The sequence below is a fragment of the Pseudomonas sp. NFPP28 genome (assembly GCF_900115535.1).
Classification (GTDB): Bacteria; Pseudomonadota; Gammaproteobacteria; order Pseudomonadales; family Pseudomonadaceae; genus Aquipseudomonas; species Aquipseudomonas extremorientalis.
Genome location: NZ_FOWT01000006.1, coordinates 38,980 through 56,427, shown reverse-complemented (window position 1 = coordinate 56,427; position 17,448 = coordinate 38,980). Strand labels below are relative to the sequence as shown.

General features: G+C 60.9%; 19 protein-coding genes and 1 pseudogene. 7 read left to right on the top strand and 13 right to left on the bottom strand.

Features of this window, described 5'->3' with window-relative positions; genetic code table 11:
• Window positions 1-92: 92 nt before the first annotated feature.
• Window positions 93-272: a hypothetical protein gene (locus tag BM110_RS16645; protein WP_093513853.1), complete on the top strand. Its 180-nt coding sequence runs from the start codon at window positions 93-95 to the stop codon at window positions 270-272.
• Window positions 273-321: 49 nt separating this feature from the next.
• Here BM110_RS16645 and BM110_RS16640 read toward each other — a convergent pair whose 3' ends face one another.
• The 7 genes from BM110_RS16640 to rplU all read right to left on the bottom strand — a co-directional run bounded on the left by BM110_RS16640 (window position 322) and on the right by rplU (window position 5,907).
• Entirely contained in the window at window positions 322-1,425 is a 1,104-nt protein-coding gene (locus tag BM110_RS16640) for an NADH:flavin oxidoreductase (RefSeq protein ID WP_093513852.1), read from the bottom strand.
• A gap of 164 nt (window positions 1,426-1,589) precedes the next feature.
• Window positions 1,590-2,072, bottom strand: coding sequence for a glutathione peroxidase (locus BM110_RS16635; protein ID WP_071489177.1), 483 nt, complete (start codon window positions 2,070-2,072; stop codon window positions 1,590-1,592).
• Window positions 2,073-2,173: 101 nt separating this feature from the next.
• Window positions 2,174-2,638, bottom strand: coding sequence for a CreA family protein (locus BM110_RS16630; protein WP_015885841.1), 465 nt, complete (start codon window positions 2,636-2,638; stop codon window positions 2,174-2,176).
• A 15-nt stretch (window positions 2,639-2,653) separates the two neighbouring features.
• Window positions 2,654-3,772 carry a glutamate 5-kinase gene (gene proB / locus BM110_RS16625; protein ID WP_003176047.1) on the bottom strand — a complete coding sequence of 373 codons (1,119 nt, stop codon included), beginning with the start codon at window positions 3,770-3,772 and terminating at the stop codon, window positions 2,654-2,656.
• 111 nt (window positions 3,773-3,883) lie between these two features.
• Window positions 3,884-5,107, bottom strand: coding sequence for an Obg family GTPase CgtA (cgtA, locus tag BM110_RS16620; RefSeq protein ID WP_010206489.1), 1,224 nt, complete (start codon window positions 5,105-5,107; stop codon window positions 3,884-3,886).
• Between the two features lie 193 nt (window positions 5,108-5,300).
• Window positions 5,301-5,558: a 50S ribosomal protein L27 gene (gene rpmA / locus BM110_RS16615; protein WP_003176049.1), complete on the bottom strand. Its 258-nt coding sequence runs from the start codon at window positions 5,556-5,558 to the stop codon at window positions 5,301-5,303.
• A gap of 34 nt (window positions 5,559-5,592) precedes the next feature.
• A complete protein-coding gene (gene rplU, locus BM110_RS16610; RefSeq protein WP_007950961.1) occupies window positions 5,593-5,907 on the bottom strand; it encodes a 50S ribosomal protein L21 in 315 nt (104 codons plus the stop codon).
• A gap of 239 nt (window positions 5,908-6,146) precedes the next feature.
• On the opposite strand from rplU, the gene BM110_RS16605 reads away from it, so the two are divergent.
• The 3 genes from BM110_RS16605 to BM110_RS16595 all read left to right on the top strand — a co-directional run bounded on the left by BM110_RS16605 (window position 6,147) and on the right by BM110_RS16595 (window position 7,990).
• Complete coding sequence (locus tag BM110_RS16605; protein ID WP_058425717.1) at window positions 6,147-7,115, top strand: polyprenyl synthetase family protein; 969 nt, start codon at window positions 6,147-6,149, stop codon at window positions 7,113-7,115.
• 114 nt (window positions 7,116-7,229) lie between these two features.
• Window positions 7,230-7,571: a zinc ribbon domain-containing protein YjdM gene (locus BM110_RS16600; RefSeq protein ID WP_024077373.1), complete on the top strand. Its 342-nt coding sequence runs from the start codon at window positions 7,230-7,232 to the stop codon at window positions 7,569-7,571.
• A 161-nt stretch (window positions 7,572-7,732) separates the two neighbouring features.
• Window positions 7,733-7,990, top strand: coding sequence for a PA4570 family protein (locus tag BM110_RS16595; RefSeq protein WP_056858344.1), 258 nt, complete (start codon window positions 7,733-7,735; stop codon window positions 7,988-7,990).
• 60 nt (window positions 7,991-8,050) lie between these two features.
• Here BM110_RS16595 and BM110_RS16590 read toward each other — a convergent pair whose 3' ends face one another.
• On the bottom strand, window positions 8,051-8,668 hold the full coding sequence (locus BM110_RS16590; protein ID WP_003176055.1) for a BamJ family beta-barrel-assembly machinery protein: 618 nt from the start codon (window positions 8,666-8,668) through the stop codon (window positions 8,051-8,053).
• Window positions 8,669-8,933: 265 nt separating this feature from the next.
• Here BM110_RS16590 and BM110_RS30190 point away from each other — a divergent pair.
• Window positions 8,934-9,950: pseudogene (locus BM110_RS30190) on the top strand (methyl-accepting chemotaxis protein); the annotation flags it as partial.
• 39 nt (window positions 9,951-9,989) lie between these two features.
• Complete coding sequence (locus BM110_RS30185; RefSeq protein ID WP_370636473.1) at window positions 9,990-10,853, top strand: methyl-accepting chemotaxis protein; 864 nt, start codon at window positions 9,990-9,992, stop codon at window positions 10,851-10,853.
• Between the two features lie 326 nt (window positions 10,854-11,179).
• Here the strand turns inward: BM110_RS30185 and BM110_RS16580 are convergent, their stop codons facing one another.
• Genes BM110_RS16580 through BM110_RS16565 form a run of 4 tightly spaced genes read right to left on the bottom strand, consistent with a single transcriptional unit; the run spans window position 11,180 to window position 15,265 of the window.
• On the bottom strand, window positions 11,180-11,548 hold the full coding sequence (locus BM110_RS16580; RefSeq protein WP_058425714.1) for a glyoxalase superfamily protein: 369 nt from the start codon (window positions 11,546-11,548) through the stop codon (window positions 11,180-11,182).
• Window positions 11,549-11,577: 29 nt separating this feature from the next.
• Window positions 11,578-13,041 carry an N-acyl-D-amino-acid deacylase family protein gene (locus BM110_RS16575; RefSeq protein WP_092249387.1) on the bottom strand — a complete coding sequence of 488 codons (1,464 nt, stop codon included), beginning with the start codon at window positions 13,039-13,041 and terminating at the stop codon, window positions 11,578-11,580.
• 1 nt (window position 13,042) lies between these two features.
• Window positions 13,043-13,903, bottom strand: a complete 861-nt coding sequence (locus BM110_RS16570; protein ID WP_092249390.1) for a MurR/RpiR family transcriptional regulator — start codon at window positions 13,901-13,903, stop codon at window positions 13,043-13,045.
• A 12-nt stretch (window positions 13,904-13,915) separates the two neighbouring features.
• Window positions 13,916-15,265, bottom strand: coding sequence for a GntT/GntP/DsdX family permease (locus tag BM110_RS16565; RefSeq protein ID WP_256575433.1), 1,350 nt, complete (start codon window positions 15,263-15,265; stop codon window positions 13,916-13,918).
• Between the two features lie 247 nt (window positions 15,266-15,512).
• Between BM110_RS16565 and BM110_RS16560 the strand changes: the two genes are divergently transcribed.
• Entirely contained in the window at window positions 15,513-15,893 is a 381-nt protein-coding gene (locus BM110_RS16560) for a lysozyme inhibitor LprI family protein (RefSeq protein ID WP_071489170.1), read from the top strand.
• A gap of 4 nt (window positions 15,894-15,897) precedes the next feature.
• Here BM110_RS16560 and BM110_RS16555 read toward each other — a convergent pair whose 3' ends face one another.
• Window positions 15,898-17,343 carry a SulP family inorganic anion transporter gene (locus BM110_RS16555; RefSeq protein ID WP_093128265.1) on the bottom strand — a complete coding sequence of 482 codons (1,446 nt, stop codon included), beginning with the start codon at window positions 17,341-17,343 and terminating at the stop codon, window positions 15,898-15,900.
• Window positions 17,344-17,448 lie beyond the last annotated feature (105 nt).

The following is a 17,448-nucleotide window of genomic DNA, read 5'->3' as shown; positions in this document are numbered from 1 at the left end:
CCTGATATTTAAATCAGGAACTGCTTAATGCTGCACACCAATTATTGATACCTGCTATCTGAGCAGGGCTTTCAATAATGGAGGTACGGTACATGTCAGCTTACGGAATGGGTGTACGTAATGGCGTCAACATGCCAAACGCCGAATGGGCGCGCCAGCAACAATGGATGGATAAATCTCGGGCAGAACTTCCTGCCTACGGCCAACCGGGGCATAAAGGCCCGAACAGAACCGATCACACAAAAGAACTGTACAAGGGGCCGCAGTACTAACTGCCCGACGGCATAAAGCTCCCTGTGTAATCACAGGGAGCCCAGCCACTCACACCAGCGTCATCAACGCCTCACGACTGAACGGCAGGATGTCGCCCTCGCGACCTTCGCGCACCTTCAACGCCCAATCCGGGTCCACCAACAGGGCACGGCCCACGGCGACCAGGTCAAACTCGTCGTTATTCAAACGCTCCAGCAGTTTTTCCAGACTGGCCGGTTGCGCGACCTTGTCGGTATTGACCATGAACTGCAGGAACTCACCATCCAGGCCGACGCTACCCACGGTGATGGTCGGCTTGCCGGTGAGCTGGCGGGTCCAGCCAGCCAGGTTCAGGTCGGACCCTTCGAATTCCGGCTCCCAGAAACGCCGAGTGGAGCAGTGGAAAATATCCACGCCCGCTTCAGACAACGGCTTGAGAAACTCGCCCAGCGCCTCGGGAGTTTGCACCAGACGCGCGGTGTAGTCCTGCTGCTTCCATTGGGAGAAGCGGAAGATGATCGGAAATTCCGGGCCGACGGCAGCACGGGTAGCCTGGATCAGCTCGATGGCAAAGCGCGAGCGGTTGGCCAGGCTGCCACCGTATTCGTCGGTACGCTGGTTGCTGCCTTCCCAGAAGAACTGATCGACCAGATAGCCGTGGGCGCCGTGGATCTCCACACCATCCATGCCGATGCGCTGCGCATCCCTGGCGGCTTGGGCGAAGGCGTTGATCACGTCCTTGATGTCTTGCTGGGTCATGCCATGCACGACCACGTTGCCATCCTTGAGTTTCTCCATCGGGCCGTAGGCCGGTACGTTGGCGTCAGGTTCAGTGCCGATACGGCGCACGCTGCCTACATGCCACAGTTGCGGGACGATCTTGCCGCCCTCGGCGTGTACCGCGTCGACCACTTTTTTCCAGCCGGCCAGGGCGGCTTCACCGTAGAAGTGCGGGACATTGGGGTAACCGTTGGAGGCCTGATGGCCGACCACGGTGCCTTCGGTGATGATCAGCCCCACACCGGCAGCGGCGCGGCGGCGGTAGTACTCAATCACTTTGGAGTTGGGCACGCCACCCGGCGAGAACGAGCGGGTCATCGGCGCCATGACGACGCGGGTCGACAGTTGCAATGCGCCGAGCTGGAACGGTTTGAACAAGGCTTGGACAGGCATGGGGGCACTCCACGGAAGACGGGATTTATGATGTGGATAATATGGAGAGTGCGACGTGCTGGGTAGCACTATTGATCTGGGTGATTAAGGGGTAAAAGTGATGGCCGGTCGGGGCTGCTTCGCAGCCCAGCGCGGGACAAGCCCGCTCATTACAACTGCAGCGCTTAGCTGAGGGCTTTTTCGATGGCCTGGACAATTGTCGGGTCATCCGGTGCAGTGCGTGGGGAAAAGCGCGCGAGCACTCGCCCATCCTTGCCCAGCAGGAATTTTTCGAAGTTCCAGGTGATATCCCCAGGAAACTCAGCGCCCTCGCCCGCCAGCAGGCGGTACAACTGGTGACGGTCAGGACCGTTGACCTCAAGTTTGCTGCCCAACGGGAAGGTCACCCCGTAGTTCAGGCTGCAGAACTCCTGGATCTCTTCTTCTGTCCCTGGCTCCTGGCCAGCAAATTGATTGCACGGCAGGCCAAGCACGGTAAACCCCTGGTCCTTGTATTGCTGGTAGAGGTTTTCCAGTGCCGCATATTGCGGGGTCAAGCCACATTTGGAGGCCACGTTGACCACCAGCACCACTTGCCCCTTGAAGGGCGCCAGCGGCAGCTCTTGTCCGTCCAAAGCTTTGAGTTTCAGGTCGTGGAAAGCACTCATGACGAACTCCAGATATCCCATGTTCTTCACATTGCGGCGCTTTGAGATTACAGCCCGCAAGCCTGCAATCATAGACGCCGATTGCAAAACTCGCCTGCAGGTTACTGAGCGGTCGGCCAGGGCAAAATCGGAATCGCCGTCACGGCGTTCTGCGGGCTGCCTTCGATCAGGCGATCGCTGTAGACCAGGTACACCAGAGTGTTGCGCTTCTTGTCGAGGAAGCGCACCACCTGCATGGTCTTGAACACCAGCGAGGTGCGCTCCTTGAACACTTCGTCGCCGTCCTTGAGCTCGCCCTTGAAGCGGATCGGCCCCACCTGGCGGCAGGCGATCGAGGCTTCGGCGCGGTCTTCGGCCAGGCCCAGGCCGCCTTTCACGCCGCCGGTCTTGGCACGGGACAGGTAGCAGGTCACGCCGTCGACCTTGGGGTCGTCAAAGGCTTCGACGACGATCCGGTCGTTGGGCCCGACAAACTTGAACACCGTCGACACCTGGCCGATTTCCTCGGCCGAGGCCAGCAACGGCATGGCCAGCAGCAGGCCGAGCAATCCCTTCATGACACGCATGGTGTATTCCTTTGGTTAAACCAGGATCAGGTTATCGCGGTGAACCAGTTCCGGTTCGGCCATGTAACCCAAGAGTCCGACAATCGCATCGGAGGATTGTCCAATAATTTTCTGGGCTTCCAGCGCGCTGTAGTTGGCCAGGCCCCGGGCGATCTCGCGACCGTCCGGCGCGACGCACACCACCATCTCGCCACGGCGGAAGCTGCCCTGCACCAACTTGACGCCCACCGGCAGCAGGCTCTTGTTGCCTTGGGACAGCGCCGACACAGCGCCATCGTCCAGCACCAGGGTGCCACGGGTTTGCAGATGACCGGCCAGCCACTGTTTGCGCGCCGCGAGCATGCCGCGTTCCGGCGACAGCAGCGTCCCGATGCGCTCACCGGCCTTGAGGCGATCCAGCACACGTTCGATGCGCCCACCGACGATGATGGTGTGCGCACCGGAACGTGCCGCCAGGCGTGCAGCCCGCAGCTTGGTCTGCATGCCGCCACGGCCCAGGGCGCCGCCAACGCTGCCGGCCACGGCGTCCAGCGCCGGATCATCGGCACGGGCTTCGTAGATCAACTGGGCGTCGGGGTTGTTACGCGGGTCGGCGTCGAACATGCCGTCGCGGTCGGTGAGGATCACCAAAAGGTCGGCTTCCACCAGGTTGGCCACCAGGGCGGCCAGGGTGTCATTGTCGCCGAAGCGGATTTCGTCGGTGACCACCGTGTCGTTCTCGTTGATCACCGGGATGACCTTGAGCTCCACCAGCGCGCGCAGGGTGCTGCGGGCATTGAGGTAGCGCTTGCGGTCGGACAGGTCGTCGTGGGTCAGCAGGATCTGCGCCGTATGGCGACCGTGCTCGGCAAAGCTGGATTCCCAGGCTTGCACCAGGCCCATCTGGCCGATGGCGGCGGCGGCTTGCAGTTCGTGCATCGCGCTGGGTCGCGCGGTCCAGCCGAGGCGGCTCATCCCGGCGGCAACCGCCCCGGACGACACCAGCACCAACTCTACGCCGGCCTCATGCAAGGCCACCATCTGCTCGACCCAGACGCTCATGGCCGCGCGATCCAGCCCCTTGCCATCCGCCGTCAGCAACGCACTGCCGATCTTTACGACCCAGCGCTGCGCACCTGTCACTTTGCTCCGCATCATCTTCAACCTTAGATTGAGGGCTGCGCGACCCAGCGCGGCCCATAACGTTAAACCCGGATACTAAAACGCCGCTCTATAAGGAGCGGCGTTCAAGTTTATCGCAACGAATCAGTCGCGCACGTAAATGATTTCAGGACCGTCTTCATCATCCACGTCTTCTTCGTCCCAATCGTCGTCGCCGATGTCATGGACCGACTTCACGCCGCTGCGGCGCAGGGCACGCTGGTCGTCCAGAGCCTGCAGCTGAGCACGTGCCTCGTCTTCGATGCGCTGGTCGAGTTCGGCCAGCTCTGCCTTGAATACCGGGTCGGCCGCCAGGCGGTCGGCACGGTCTTCGAGATAACGCATGATGTCGCGAGTCAGGCGCTCGGTGCCTTCTTTGGCAATGGCCGAGATCACGTAGACCGGGCCTTCCCACTCCAGGCGATCGACGATTTCCTTGACGCGCTCTTCGTGCTCTTCTTCGAGGATCTGGTCGCACTTGTTCAGCACCAGCCAACGATCACGCTCGGCCAGGGACGGGCTGAACTTGGTCAGTTCGCTGACGATCACTTCGGCGGCGTCCGGTGCACTGGTGTCATCCAGCGGCGCCATGTCCACGAGGTGCAACAGCAAACGGGTACGCGACAAGTGCTTGAGGAAGCGGATGCCCAGGCCTGCGCCATCGGAGGCACCTTCGATCAGACCGGGAATGTCGGCGATCACGAAGCTTTTCCAACGGTCGACGCTGACCACGCCCAGGTTCGGCACCAGAGTGGTGAACGGGTAGTCGGCGACTTTCGGCTTGGCGGCCGAGACCGAACGGATGAAGGTACTTTTACCGGCGTTCGGCAGGCCCAGCAGGCCCACGTCGGCGAGCACCTTCATTTCCAGCTTGAGGTCACGCTGCTCGCCCGGCTTGCCTGGCGTGGTCTGGCGCGGTGCACGGTTGGTACTGGACTTGAATCGGGTGTTACCCAGACCGTGCCAGCCGCCCTGCACTACCATCAGCTTCTGGCCAGCCTTGGTCAGGTCGCCAATCACTTCCTGGGTCGCAGAGTCGATGATCGTGGTGCCGACCGGTACGCGCAGTACCAGGTCTTCGCCTTTTTTACCGGTGCAGTCGGTGCTGCCGCCGTTGGAGCCACGCTCGGCATCGAAGTGCCGGGTGTAACGGTAGTCGACCAGGGTGTTGAGGTTTTCGTCGGCCATCATGTAGATGGAACCGCCGTCACCGCCGTCACCGCCGTTGGGGCCACCATTTTCGATGAATTTTTCGCGACGGAAACTCATGCAACCGTTACCGCCGTCGCCTGCTTTTACTCGGATGGAAACTTCATCAACGAACTTCATAACAAAACGCCTCTCGCCGCTTGGACGAGCTTAAGAAACCAAGACATAAGACTCTTGCAAAAATGAGCGCAGCGACCTCAACCAGCGACCGCAAAACCAGCGCTTGAGCCCATTACAAACAGCTTTGCAAGAGACTCACCCCACAAACGAAAAAGCCCCGTCGCAAGACAGGGCTTTTCCAGCGATCTCGCAATTAAGCTGCGACAACGCTCACGTAACGGCGGTTGAACGCGCCTTTTACTTCAAACTTGATCACGCCTTCGATTTTCGCGAAGAGGGTGTGATCTTTACCCATGCCTACACCGTAACCGGCGTGGAATTGGGTGCCGCGCTGACGCACGATGATGTTGCCCGGAATGATTTTCTGGCCGCCATACATCTTAACGCCAAGGCGTTTGGCTTCTGAGTCGCGACCGTTACGGGTACTACCACCAGCTTTTTTGTGTGCCATGAGTCAATTCTCCTAGTGAGGAATTAGGCTGAAATTAAGCCTGAATACCGGTGATTTTGATCTCGGTGTACCACTGGCGGTGGCCCATACGCTTCATGTGGTGCTTACGACGACGGAACTTGATGATGCGGACTTTATCGTGACGACCTTGGGAGATCACTTCAGCCACAACGGTAGCGCCAGCAACAACTGGAGCGCCGATGTTCACGTCATCGCCATTGGCGACCAACAGAACGCGATCAAAAGTAACGGATTCGCCGGTAGCGACTTCCAGTTTTTCGATCTTCAGGTATTCACCTGGGGCGACTTTGTATTGCTTGCCACCAGTAACAATTACTGCGTACGACATGGTATTTCTCCGATAATCCTGCTCACCCAGCGCTTTATAAGAAGAGGTATTGGCTGGCATGGCTGCATGGGATGGACGTCCCGAATGCAATTGCGTAAGGCAGGTGCTGCCCAGGAAGTTCAGGGTGCGCGATTGTACGCAAGGTAAAGGGGTGTTGCAAGTGGCCGTCCATCGCGCCTTGACACCCGGGGGCCTGGGTCCTAGCATGCCGCGCAACCCTTCTGGAGCGACTGTCGCTGATGCAACCCCAAGCTTTCTACCGCGCGGTCGCGGACGATTTTAGCGCCGTCGACGGCATCATCAAGAAGCAGCTGACTTCTAAAGTGCCGCTGGTCTCCAAAATTGGCGACTATATTACGTCGGCGGGCGGTAAGCGCCTGCGTCCTTTATTAGTGTTGCTGTGCGGCAAGGCCCTGGGCCGTGAAGGCGATGACCTGCGCCTGCTGGCAGCCACCATCGAGTTCCTGCACACCGCCACCCTGCTGCATGACGACGTGGTCGACATGTCCGGCATGCGCCGTGGCCGTGAGACCGCCAATGCCATGTGGGGCAACGCCCCCAGCGTATTGGTAGGCGACTTCCTGTACTCGCGCTCGTTCGAAATGATGGTTGAACTCGGCTCGATGCCGGTGATGAAGATTCTTTCACAGGCCACACGCATCATCGCCGAAGGCGAAGTGTTGCAACTGTCGAAGGTCCGCGACGCCAGCACCACCGAAGAAACCTACATGGAAGTGATTCGCGGCAAGACCGCGATGCTCTTCGAAGCCTCCACCCACAGCGCCGCAGCCTTGTGCAACGCCACCGCCGAACAGGCCGAAGCGCTGCGCACCTTTGGCGATCACCTGGGCGTGGCGTTCCAATTGGTGGACGACCTGCTCGACTACCGTGGCGACGCCGAAACCCTGGGCAAGAACGTCGGTGATGACCTGGCCGAGGGCAAGCCGACCCTGCCGCTGATCTACACCATGCGCGAAGGCACGCCGGAACAGGCCGCCCTGGTGCGCAAGGCGATCCAGAAAGGCGGGATCGAAGATCTGGAAGCCATCCGCGCCGCTGTCGAAGCGTCGGGTTCCCTGGACTACACCGCGCAGCTGGCGCGTGATTTCGTGGCCCGAGCCATTCAGTGCCTGGAAGCCCTGCCAGCCAGCGAATACCGGGACGCCCTGGTTGAACTGAGTGAGTTTGCGGTCGCCCGTACCCATTGATGCGGGCCCATGTGGGAGGCGCTCCTCCCACATTTAGATTTCATACAACCTGTAAGACCACAAATCCCTATATAATGTGCGACTTTTAGCCATCCTGACTTTCAAGGAGCTTTAGTGAGCACGTTGCCACCCTGCCCGAAATGCAATTCCGAATACACCTACGAAGATGGCGCCCAGCTGATCTGCCCGGAATGCGCCCATGAGTGGTCCGCCACTGGCGAGGCCGAAGCGGCCGGCGATGAAACCGTGAAGAAAGACTCTGTAGGCAACGTCCTGCAGGACGGCGACACCATCACCGTGATCAAGGACCTCAAGGTCAAGGGCACCTCCCTGGTAGTCAAGGTCGGTACCAAGGTCAAGAACATCCGCCTGTGTGACGGCGACCACGATATCGACTGCAAGATCGACGGCATCGGCCCGATGAAGCTCAAGTCCGAGTTCGTGCGTAAAGTCTGAACCCGCTGTATCCATCCCGCGCCCGCCGCGGGATGGCGTTTCGCCCTCTGCGTTGACCTCTCGCAATATCCACACAGAAAAACCCGGAAATCGCCAATAGGCACTTGCTATTCTACGAATAAGAATTATTCTCATTGAAACCCATCAAGGAGATGCGACCCATGACTTATTTGATAGATGCCTGGCTGGACCGCCCACACCCTTACCTGCGGATCCTGCATCGGGAAACCGGTGAAGTCTGTGCGGTACTGGAAGAAGAAGCGTTGAGTGAACTGCAGGATCAGGGCGACCTGGACGTCAATGGCCTGAGTTCCAGTGAACCTGGGGTGTTGAAGGAGGTGGTGCGCAATCTGTTTCTGTTCTGCTATGCCCGAGCGTTGCGCCCGGCCACGGAGCTCAATGGCAAGTTCCATCCATGAGCACAACCGCAAAACACTGTGGGGACGAGCAGGCTCGCTCCCACAGGTAATCAGCAGGCCTTACAGAACGTCGAGCAGCTCGACGTCGAACACCAGAACGCTGTGCGGCGGGATGCTGCCAACGCCTTGAGCGCCGTAAGCCAGTTCGCTCGGCACGTACAGACGCCATTTGCTGCCGGCATTCATCAGTTGCAGGGCTTCGGTCCAGCCGGCGATCACGCCGCCCACCGGGAATTCTGCAGGCTGGCCGCGCTCGTAGGAACTGTCGAACACAGTGCCGTCGATCAGGGTGCCGTGGTAGTGAGTACGCACTTGGTCTTCACGGGTCGGCTTGGCGCCATCACCGGCGGTCAGCACTTCGAATTGCAGACCGGAAGCCAGGGTGGTGATGCCATCACGCTTGGCGTTTTCAGCCAGGAACGCCAGGCCGGCACCCGCCGCAGCTTCAGCCTTGGCAGCGGCTTCGGCCTGCATGATTTCGCGGATCACCTTGAAGCTGGCAGCCATTTGCTCCTGGTCAACACGGCTTGGCTTGCCGGCGAAGGCGTCGGTCAGGCCGGCCAGGATTGCATCCAGGCTCACGCCCGGTGGCGGGTTGTCGCGCAGTTGGTCGCCCAACTGACGGCCGATACCGTAGCTGACGCGGGTTTCGTCGGTGGACAGATTAACTTCGGACATGAAGAGGCTCCGCTGTAGGGCGACACAGTTTCCTGCGCCATCCAAAACTAAAAGGGCCCGCAGACTAGCATAAAACCGGCATGCACGATGAACCCCGCGCCTCATGCCTGCGGGCTTGCGTTGGTCGGTCAGGGGGGGTTACCCATTGATGCACGAATAAAAAGTTTCAGATTCCAACTCGTCCGCCGATACAGCCCTACACATCTTGGCTGGCTCAAACAACAACACCGCCCAGCAGACAGACATCACTTTTGCGGAGCATTCGATGAACAGCTGGTTCGGTAACATCAGCGTCAACCTCAAACTCGGCCTGGGCTTCGGCCTGGTGCTGGTCCTCACCTCGATCCTGGCCCTCACCGGCTGGACCAGCCTGGGCGGCCTGATCGACCGCAGCAACTGGATGAGCGACATCACCCAGCTCAACGCGTCCCTGACCAAGCTGCGCATCGTGCGCCTGCAATACATGCTCGCCAACGGCGACGAGGCCGTGGCCCAGAACGTACAGACCAACCTGGATGCCTTTGCTGCCCAGCAACAGAAACTGCTCGACAGCTTCAAGAGCCCAGAAAACCTCAAGCTGCTCAACGAGCAGAAAGCGATCATCACCGCTTACCAACAGTCGCTGACCAAAATGCGCGAGGCCTACCGTAACGGCAATGCCTCTCGCCAGGTGATGGGCGACAAAGCCGACATCGCCAACGCCCAGATCAATGCGCTGGAGAGCAGCGTCAAGCAAATGCCTGACAGTGCGGAGCACCTGGCCCAGTTCCAGGCCGTGGCCGACGCCAAGCTGCAATTCCAATTGGCGCGTTACGAAGTGCGCGGTTACACCGGCAACGTCAACCCGGACACCGAAGCCCGTGCCGCCGCACAGATTGAAAAAACCATCGCCGGCTTGAAAGACCTCAGCGCCGCTTTCGGTAGCAGCCAACAGAACGCACTGACCTCGCTGGAAACCGCTCTGGGCGCCTACCGCACTGCCGTGCAGAACTACAAGGCGGCCAATGCCAACATCGTCACCGCCCGGGCCGAAATGACCACCCAAGGCGCCGATATCGTGACCATCAGCGACAAGCTGTACGACATTCAGCTGAACCGCCGCGACGCCGAAAGCGCCCAGGCCCGCAGCCTGCAATTGATCAGCACCTTGCTGGCCCTGCTGGTCGGCGTGATTGCCGCGCTGGTTATCACGCGCCAGATCACGCGCCCGATCCAGGAAACCCTGGCAGTGGTGGAACGTATCGCTTCCGGCGACCTGAGCCACAATATCCAGATTACCCGTCGCGATGAGCTGGGCGTGCTGCAACAAGGCATCCAGCGCATGGGCACCACCCTGCGCGAATTGATCAGCGGCATCCGCGACGGCGTGACCCAGATCGCCAGCGCCGCCGAAGAGCTGTCGGCCGTGACCGAGCAGACCAGCGCTGGCGTGAACAGCCAGAAAATCGAGACCGACCAGGTTGCCACGGCGATGCACGAAATGACCGCCACCGTGCAGGAAGTCGCGCGTAACGCCGAACAAGCCTCCCTCGCCGCTGCCGACGCCGATGGTCAAGCCCGTGCCGGCGACAAGGTGGTCGCCGAGGCCATCGCCCAGATCGAACGCCTGGCCGCCGAAGTCGCGCGCTCCACCGACGCCATGACCCACCTGCAGCAAGAGAGCAACAAGATCGGCAGTGTGATGGACGTGATCAAGGCCGTGGCCGAGCAAACAAACCTGCTGGCCCTCAACGCGGCGATCGAAGCAGCGCGTGCCGGTGAAGCCGGGCGTGGTTTTGCCGTGGTGGCCGATGAAGTACGTGGCCTGGCCCAGCGCACGCAAAAATCCACCGAAGAAATCGAAGGCCTGGTCGCCGGTTTGCAGAACGGCACCCAGCAAGTGGCCAATGTGATGAACAACAGCCGCAGCCTCACCGACAGCAGTGTCGAGCTGACCCGCAAGGCGGGTGTGTCGCTGGAAAACATCACCCGTACGGTGTCGAATATCCAGTCGATGAACCAGCAGATCGCCGCCGCCGCCGAGCAGCAAAGCGCCGTGGCTGAAGAGATCAGCCGTAGCATCGTGAATGTGCGTGATGTGTCGGAGCAGACCGCTACGGCGAGTGACGAGACGGCCAAGTCGAGTGTGGAACTGGCGCGGTTGGGCAGCCAGTTGCAGCAGATGGTCAGCCACTTCCGGGTTTAAGAACCGCAGTCCCTGTGGCGAGGGAGCTTGCTCCCGTTGGGGCGCGAAGCGGCCCTGATCAAGTTGATGCAGATTTGAAGTTGAGAGCGCAGTGAATGCTTGGGGCTGCTACGCAGCCCAACAGGAGCAAGCTCCCTCGCCACAGGCAAACCTAGACATACTCGGCCCTCCGTGAGTTGGGCCTTACCTCCAGCACACTTACCGGAACACGTGAGCCTTCGGACGCGAGTCGGTTGCGTCCTTTGAGAGAGCAACCCCAGCCACTAACTGGTGTTGCAAAAAAACCGCCCTACCAAGGCGGTTTTTTATTGCCCGCGATTTACCCCTCAGCCCTCGCCTTCCTCAACAAACACCAGCCGATTCCCAAACGGATCCTTGATGCTCATCTCCCGCGATCCCCAAGGCGTTTCCTCAACCCCTGGCTTGGCATACCGATAATCCTTGCCAACCAACTGCTGCTGATACGCGTCCACCCCTTGTGCCTGAATCCGCACCGCCGCGCCCGGCGACGCATCGCCATGGTGCTCAGTCAAATGCAACACGCATTCACCCAGCGATACCTGCAGGTACAACGGAAAATTCGCCTCGAAACGATGCTGCCAATCCACCTTGAACCCCAAAAAGTCCACGTAGAACTCCAACGCCTTGGCCTCGTCGAAAATCCGCAGGATGGGGGTGACTTTTCCTAAGTGCATGGCAATCGCTCCGTTCATAAGAGCGCCCACTATAGAGACGAAAATCCCCGACGCAAATCCCCACTGCGCGCCAGGAAACGACCCGGCCGCTGACCGTTCGCCTGCCCGTCGCTGTAGCTCAATACACCGTTGACCCACACCCCATCAATGCCTTCCGCCGCCCGCTGCGGTTGCTTGAAGTCCGCCACATCGCGCACGCGCAACGGGTCGAACAGCACCAGGTCGGCCCAGTGCCCTTCGCGGATTTCACCGCGCTCGGCCAAACCAAATCGCGCCGCCGACAAGCCGGTCATTTTGTGCACGGCGGTGTGCAACGGGAACAACCCGACATCCCGGCTGAAATGCCCCAGCACCCTTGGAAATGCGCCCCACAAACGCGGATGCGGGAACGGATCTTCCGGCAGCCCATCCGAACCGACCATCGACAGCGGATGCGCCAGGATGCGTCGCACATCCGCTTCATCCATTCCGTAATACACCGCCCCCGCCGGTTGCAGGCGACGCGCTGCGTCCATCAGCGAAACATCCCACTCAGCGGCGATATCCTGCAGGTCGCGCCCGCCCATCTCCGGGTAAGGCGTCGACCAGGTGATGGTGATGCGAAACGCGTCAGTCACCTGCTTGAGATCCAGGGTCGAAGAACTCGCGGCATAGGGATAACAATCACAGCCTACCGGGTGGGTTTTCGCCGCCCGCTCCAGCGATGCCAACAGTTGCGGACTGCGCCCCCAATTCCCGGCGCCGGCACATTTGAGATGGGAAATGATCACCGGGGCCTGGGCATGCCGACCGATCAAAAACGCCTCATCCATCGCCTCCAGCACCGGCTCGAATTCACTGCGCAAATGGGTGGTGTACACCGCGCCAAAATCCGTCAATGCTTCACTGAGTTGCAGCACCTCATCGGTCTCGGCATTGAACGCGCTGGCGTAGGCCAGGCCTGTGGATAACCCCAGGGCGCCGGCTTCGAGGCTCTCTTGCAGTTGCATGCGCATGGCAGCGATTTCATCCGCTGAAGCGCTGCGATGCAGGTCTTGCATATGATTGCTGCGCAGTGCCGTGTGACCGATCAGTGCGGCAACGTTGACCGCCGGGTGAGCCTGTTCGACCGCCGCTCGATAGTCACTGAAACGCGGGTACACAAACGCCGAAGCGCTGCCCAGCAGGTTCATCGGATCGGGCGGATCACCGCGCAACGTCACCGGCGACGCGCTGATGCCACAGTTACCGACGATCACCGTCGTTACACCCTGGCTAAGCTTGGGCAGCATCTGCGGATGGCGGATCACCACCGTGTCATCGTGGGTGTGCACGTCGATAAAACCCGGCGCCAGCACACGGCCCGCAGCTTCGACTTCATGTTCGGCCACAGCCGTCGACAAATCGCCAATCGCCTCGATGCGCCCGTCACGCACCCCAACATCAGCCACATAGCCTGGGGTGTTGCTGCCATCGATGATCAATGCCTGGCGTATCAGCGTGTCGTACTTCATATCAGTCTCCAAGCGGCAGGCTGTCAGGGCCGCCGCGATAATCGTCCAGGGCCAGCTTGATCCGGCGCAGGCGTTCCTGGTTGTCGTCCGGCGAGACCAGGGCCAGCTCGGTGGCGAGCAGGTCGATGGCCAGCAGCATGCCGTAGCGGGCAGCGGTGGGCTTGTAGATAAAACTGGTTTCGGCCGGCTGCAGCGGCAGCAGCACATCGGCCAATTGGGCCAAGGGCGAGTCGGCCAGGGTGATGGCGACGATGCGCGCGTCGTAATTGCGCGCCAGCTCCACCACGTCCAGCAGTTCGGGGGTGAGGCCAGTCAAGGAACACACAATCAACGCATGCTCAGGCCCCAGCGTCGCCGCCGTGACCCGCATCATCACCGGGTCGTGGCAGGCCGCAATCGGATAGCCCAGGCGCACCAGGCGCACCTGCAACTCATCGCTGCACAGGCTCGACGGCCCGCCCATGCCAAACGCATGGATCATCCGCGCCTTGCCCAGCAGGCTCACCGCATCGACGAAACTGGCCTGATTGAAACCGGAGAGATGCTGACGCAACGTCGCCTCGATATCCCCCAGGATCTGCCGATGAAACGCCGACTGCTCCGGCAACCCCGCCGGGTCGAGGAAGCGACTGCCGACGCCGCTGGCCTGGGCCAACTGGAGGCGCAAGTCACGTAAATCCCGGCACCCCACACTGCGCGCAAACCGCGACAAGGTGGCCGTGCTGACCTCGGCCCGTTGCGACAATGCTTCCAGGCTGGCCGATGCGGCAAACCCCACGTCATCGAGCATCAGCTTGGCGATACGCCCTTCGCCGGCGCTGAAGGCGTCCTGGCGGGCGCGGATCTGGTAGAGGATGTCCATGGGCTCTCCGGGTTACAAGATGCAGGACAGACCATAGGTCAGACCGAAGGCGACCAGGGAAATCAAAGTCTCCAACACGGTCCAGGTCTTGAAGGTCTGGATCACCGTCATATTGAAGTATTCCTTGATCAGCCAGAAGCCGCCGTCGTTAACATGGGAAAAGATCACCGAACCCGCACCGGTGGCCAGCACCAGTAGTTCAGGGTGTGGATAACCCAGGCCCAGGGCGACCGGCGCGACAACACCGGATGCGGTGGTCATGGCGACGGTGGCCGAGCCCGTGGCAATTCGCATCAGCGCGGCGAACAGCCAACCCATCACCAACGGCGACAGGTGAAAGGCATGGGCCAGGCCGAGAATTTCGTGGGTCACACCTGCGTCCACCAGGATGCGGTTCAACCCGCCGCCCGCGCCCACCAGCAAGGTGATGCTGGCGGTCGGCGCCAGGCATTCATTGGTGAACTTGAGGATCGATTCGCGGTTGAAGCCCTGTGCGATACCCAAGGTCCAGAAGCTCACCAACGTCGCCACCAGCAGCGCAATCACCGAGTTGCCGATGAACAGCAGGAACTGATTGAAACCGGTGCCCGGTGTGGAAATCACGTTGGCCCAGCCACCGATCATCATCAACACTACCGGCAACAGGATAGTGCCCATGGTCAGGGTAAAGCTGGGCAAGCGGGTACGCGGTTCACGCTCGATGAACTGGCGCTCCAGCGGATTTTCCGCCGGCAGGTGAATACGCGGCACGATGAATTTGGCGTAGACGGGCCCTGCGATGATTGCCGTCGGGATACCGATCAGGATGGCGTAGAGCACGGTCTGCCCCACCGACGCGTTATACGCCAGCACCGCCATCATCGCCGCCGGGTGCGGCGGCACCAGGGCATGCACCACCGACAGGCCGGCGACCATCGGCAAACCCACCATCAGGATGGACACGCCCACCCGCCGCGCCACGGTAAAGGCAATCGGCACCAGCAACACAAAACCCACCTCGAAAAACAGCGGCAGCCCCACCAGGAACGCGATGCACACCATGGCCCAGTGCGCGTTGCGCTCGCCAAAACGGCTGATCAGTGTGCGCGCCACCTGCTCGGCACCGCCGGACTCGGCCATCATCTTGCCGAGCATGGTGCCCAGCGCCACCACCAGGGCGATATGCCCAAGGGTCTTGCCTACGCCCGCTTCGTAGGACCCCATGATGGTGTCCGCCGGCATCCCGGCCATCAGCGCCAGGCCGATGGACACCAGGGTGATGACGATAAACGGGTTGAGTCGGTAACGTGCAATCAGCACGATCAAAGCAATGATGGCAATGGCAGCGTATGCCAATAGCCCGAAGCCCGGTGATGCGGCCATGCGGTACTCCTCGGAAAGGGTCACGTCGAATTGGTTGTGAAACTCATAAATCATTACCGAGGAGTATTTTCAATTTTTATGAAAATAACTTTCGCCCACAGATAAGCGCTGTCGCGTTGGGATATGCCCGACAGGGGTGAATGAAAATTCGAGGGGTGTTCTTACATGAAGATCAGAGGATGCCGGAAACTCGAACGCTGCCGTTGAGTCATAGAATGCGCAACCCTTCATGACCAGGAAACCGACCATGATTCGCACATCCCTCGCCGCCGGCGCCCTGCTCCTCGCCCTAAGCGGCACCGCTTCTGCCGCCGACAACCCAGCGCTGAAGAAGTGCATGGACAGCGCCAACACGACCGCCGACATGGTCACGTGCAATACCAAGGAAGCCAAGGTGCAGGACACCCGCCTGAACCGCGCCTACAAGACCGCCCTCGCCGCCCAGGAAGGCCCGCGCAAGCAGCAACTGCAAGACGTGCAACGCCTGTGGATAAAGTACCGTGACGCCAATTGCGCCTTCGCCGGTTCCGCCACCGGCGGCACCATCGACCAGGTCAACGGTTCCGGCTGCATACTCGACATGACCCAGACCCGTGCCCAGGAGCTGGAAGACCTGGTCGGGCCTTGATCACTTACTCATGATGGACCCGCGCACGCTTGAGCAGCTTCTTGCAACGCTCCGACAGATGCAGCACCCGCAGGTGCTTGCCAGCCTTGCTGTAACGCTCGCGCAGGGTCATGAGCGCGGCAATCGCTGAGTAATCGACAAAGCTCAGGTGACGGCAATCCAGCGTCACCTGGGCCGGGTCGTTGGCCGGGTCGAATTGATTCAAAAACGGCGTGGTCGAGGCGAAAAACAAGGTGCCGTGCAGGCGGTAGAGCTTGCTGCCATCGGCCTCCAGATACTCATCGGCATACAGCTCCCGCGCTTGCTGCCAGGCGAAATTCAACGCCGCAATCACGATCCCGCACAGCACGGCGGTAGCCAGATCGGTGAACACCGTGATCACCGTCACTGCAAGAATCACCAGCACGTCATTGAACGGCACCTTGTTGATCACCCGCAGCGAGGCCCAGGCAAAGGTCTGCTGGGACACCACGAACATCACGCCCACCAGCGCCGCCAGCGGAATGCGCTCGATGAACGGCGACAGGAACAGGATGAACAGCAGGATCATCACCCCGGCAAACACCCCGGACAAACGCCCGCGCCCACCGGAGCTGAGGTTGATCACGGTCTGCCCGATCATCGCGCAGCCGCCCATGCCGCCGAACAGACCGGAGACCATGTTGGCCGCGCCGAGGGCCACGCTTTCACGGTCGGGGTAGCCACGGGTCTCGGTGATTTCGTCGGTGAGGTTCAGCGTCAGCAGGGTTTCCAGCAGGCCGACCATCGCCATCAGGAACGCGTACGGCGCGATGATGCCGAGGGTGTCCAGTGTCCACGGAATCTGCGGCAGCGCGAAAGTCGGCAGGCCGCCGGCGATATGCGCCATGTCGCCGAGGGTGCGGGTAGGCAGGCCGAGCAGGTATACCGCCAGCCCCACGCCGAGGATCGCCACCAACGCAGGCGGCACGGCGCGGGTGATGCGCGGCAGCAGGTAGACGATGGCCATGGTCACCAGCACAAGGCCGGTCATCACGTACAGCGGCGTGCCGCTGAGCCAGGTTTCACCGTTTTTGAAATGCTCCAACTGCGCCAGGGCAATGATGATCGCCAGGCCGTTGACGAAGCCGAGCATCACCGGGTGCGGCACCATGCGCACCAGCTTGCCCAGGCGCAGCACGCCGAACGCGACCATGATCAGCCCGCCCAGTACCACCGTGGCCAGCAGATACTCCACACCGTGTTGCACCACCAGGGCGACGATCACCACCGCCATCGAGCCGGCCGCACCGGACACCATGCCTGGCCGGCCGCCGAACAACGCGGTGAGGGTGCAGATGATGAAAGCGCCGTAGAGCCCCATCAACGGGTTGAGGTGGGCCACCAGGGCAAAGGCGATGCATTCGGGCAGCAACGCAAAAGACGTGGTGAGGCCGGCCAGGGCATCGGCGCGCAGACGGGTGAGGTTCATGGAGTACCAGGGTAATGCGGGGGATAAGGCGGGGAATGGTACGGAATTGAGGGAGATGGGGCTAGTCTCGGAGACCGAGTCGTGCCAATCGGGGGCAAGCCCCCT

Bases quoted from the DNA above. Each gene is read 5' to 3' on its own strand.
- BM110_RS16645 (WP_093513853.1), top strand. From the start codon at position 93: ATGTCAGCTTACGGAATGGGTGTACGTAATGGCGTCAACATGCCAAAC.
- BM110_RS16640 (WP_093513852.1), bottom strand. From the start codon at position 1,425: ATGCCTGTCCAAGCCTTGTTCAAACCGTTCCAGCTCGGCGCATTGCAA.
- BM110_RS16635 (WP_071489177.1), bottom strand. From the start codon at position 2,072: ATGAGTGCTTTCCACGACCTGAAACTCAAAGCTTTGGACGGACAAGAG.
- BM110_RS16630 (WP_015885841.1), bottom strand. From the start codon at position 2,638: ATGCGTGTCATGAAGGGATTGCTCGGCCTGCTGCTGGCCATGCCGTTG.
- proB (WP_003176047.1), bottom strand. From the start codon at position 3,772: ATGCGGAGCAAAGTGACAGGTGCGCAGCGCTGGGTCGTAAAGATCGGC.
- cgtA (WP_010206489.1), bottom strand. From the start codon at position 5,107: ATGAAGTTCGTTGATGAAGTTTCCATCCGAGTAAAAGCAGGCGACGGC.
- rpmA (WP_003176049.1), bottom strand. From the start codon at position 5,558: ATGGCACACAAAAAAGCTGGTGGTAGTACCCGTAACGGTCGCGACTCA.
- rplU (WP_007950961.1), bottom strand. From the start codon at position 5,907: ATGTCGTACGCAGTAATTGTTACTGGTGGCAAGCAATACAAAGTCGCC.
- BM110_RS16605 (WP_058425717.1), top strand. From the start codon at position 6,147: ATGCAACCCCAAGCTTTCTACCGCGCGGTCGCGGACGATTTTAGCGCC.
- BM110_RS16595 (WP_056858344.1), top strand. From the start codon at position 7,733: ATGACTTATTTGATAGATGCCTGGCTGGACCGCCCACACCCTTACCTG.
- BM110_RS16590 (WP_003176055.1), bottom strand. From the start codon at position 8,668: ATGTCCGAAGTTAATCTGTCCACCGACGAAACCCGCGTCAGCTACGGT.
- BM110_RS30185 (WP_370636473.1), top strand. From the start codon at position 9,990: ATGGGCACCACCCTGCGCGAATTGATCAGCGGCATCCGCGACGGCGTG.
- BM110_RS16580 (WP_058425714.1), bottom strand. From the start codon at position 11,548: ATGCACTTAGGAAAAGTCACCCCCATCCTGCGGATTTTCGACGAGGCC.
- BM110_RS16575 (WP_092249387.1), bottom strand. From the start codon at position 13,041: ATGAAGTACGACACGCTGATACGCCAGGCATTGATCATCGATGGCAGC.
- BM110_RS16570 (WP_092249390.1), bottom strand. From the start codon at position 13,903: ATGGACATCCTCTACCAGATCCGCGCCCGCCAGGACGCCTTCAGCGCC.
- BM110_RS16565 (WP_256575433.1), bottom strand. From the start codon at position 15,265: ATGGCCGCATCACCGGGCTTCGGGCTATTGGCATACGCTGCCATTGCC.
- BM110_RS16560 (WP_071489170.1), top strand. From the start codon at position 15,513: ATGATTCGCACATCCCTCGCCGCCGGCGCCCTGCTCCTCGCCCTAAGC.
- BM110_RS16555 (WP_093128265.1), bottom strand. From the start codon at position 17,343: ATGAACCTCACCCGTCTGCGCGCCGATGCCCTGGCCGGCCTCACCACG.